The 1,676-nt window shown below is 70.8% G+C and carries 2 protein-coding genes; one reads left to right on the top strand and one right to left on the bottom strand.

Annotated elements, in window-relative coordinates; genetic code table 11:
• On the bottom strand, positions 1–831 hold an 831-nt coding region (locus tag AC27KI_RS24290; protein WP_487116304.1), incomplete at its 3' end, for an MFS transporter.
• 98 nt (positions 832–929) lie between these two features.
• On the opposite strand from AC27KI_RS24290, the gene AC27KI_RS24285 reads away from it, so the two are divergent.
• Positions 930–1,676 (top strand): LysR family transcriptional regulator (locus AC27KI_RS24285; protein ID WP_487116302.1); only part of this gene is annotated, 747 nt, incomplete at its 3' end.

The following is a 1,676-nucleotide window of genomic DNA, read 5'->3' as shown; positions in this document are numbered from 1 at the left end:
CAGCGGCGCAGCCAGGGCACCCGCCGCGCCGGCCAGGCCGAAAGCGCCAGCGGCTGCGCTGCCCAGATGGAACGAGCCATGCAGCATCACGGCCAGGGTGGACCAGAAGGCGCTGAAGCCCACCGACAGCAATCCCTGTGCCCAGGCGGCGCGGCGCAGTGCGCCATGGCGGCGCCACAGCGCGGCCATCGAGCCGATCAACGCCCGGTACGGCAGCGGCGTGGTGGGCGCAAAGCTGGGCAGGCCTTTCCAGGCAGCCATGCCGATCAGCGCGATCGACACGGCAGCGGCCACGTACACGGCGCGCCAGCCGAAGTGCTCGGCCACGAAACCGCTCACCACCCGCGACAGCAAAATGCCCAGCAGCAGCCCGGTCATCACCGTGCCCACCACCTTGCCGCGATGGGCCACCGGGGCCAGCGTGGCCGCGGCCGGCACCACGTCCTGGGCCAGCGTGGCCGACAGGCCGATGGCCAGGCTGGCAACGAGCAGCCAGCCGATGCCGGGAGCGAACCCGCTCATCAGCAAGGCCAGGGCCAGCACGGCGGCCTTGGCCAAAATGATGCGGCGGCGGTCGTAGCGGTCGCCCAGCGGGGCCAGAAACAAGATGCCCAGCGCATAGCCCAGCTGCGTGAGCGTGGGCACCAGGCCCACGGCGCGCTCGCTGGCGTGGATGTCCGGGCCCAGCACGCCCAGCATGGGCTGGCTGTAGTAAAGCGAGGCCACGCTCAAGCCCGCGGCAGTGGCCAGCAGCAGCAACAGCGGCGCCGGCACGCCCGTGGAAGCACCACCCGTCTCAGCGGCTGCATGCGGGTTTTGAATGGAAGACATGGGGAAGACCCTTGAATGGAAGCGATGGGCCGGAGTTTGTGCGAACCGCCTCGCTCTGGGTAGTGGGCTTATGCGCACATCTGCTATACGCTTGGCGTATGAAGCAAGCCTCTGCCACGGCCTCCCTTGCCGGCGTCGATCGCATCGAACTCATGCAGACCTTCGTGCGCATCGTCGAAGCCGGCAACCTCTCCGCCGCCGCCCAGCAACTGGGTACCACCCAGCCCACGGTGAGCCGCAGGCTCCAGGCGCTGGAGCGGTCGCTGGGGCTCAGGCTGCTGCAGCGTTCCACCCATGTCATGAAGCTCACCGAAGACGGCGAGCGCTGCTTCGCGCATGCCAAGGCGCTGCTGGACGACTGGCGCGCGATGGAGGCCGACCTGCGGGGCGCGCACGACACACCGCGCGGCACGCTGCGTGTGCTGGTGCCGCATGCCTTCGGGCAGGAGCAGCTCATCGCCCCGTTGGCGGACTACCTGCGGCAGTATCCCGAGGTGTCGGTCGAATGGCTGCTGCACGACCGCCGGCCCGACTTCATCGCCGAGGGCATCGACTGCGCGGTGCAGGTCGGGGCGGTGGACGACCCCTCGGTGGTCGCCATCCACCTGGCCGAGGTGCCGCGCATCGTCGTCGCGGCGCCGCAACTGCTGCCGGGCGGCGCCGTGCCCGAGCACGCGAGCGCGCTGCGCGACCTGCCCTGGCTGGCCCTGCGCACCTACTACCAGCGCGAGGTGTCCCTCACCCGCGTGCCGGACGGCGCGGTGGAGCGCTTCGCCATCCACCCGCGCATGGGCACCGACAGCCTCTATGCCCTGCGCAGCGCGGCGCTGGCGGGCCTGGGCGCG

It is taken from the genome of Acidovorax sp. KPB24-03 (assembly GCF_057546605.1).
The sequence above is the reverse complement of the archived record's forward strand: the minus strand, read 5'-3'. Positions and strand labels throughout refer to the sequence as shown.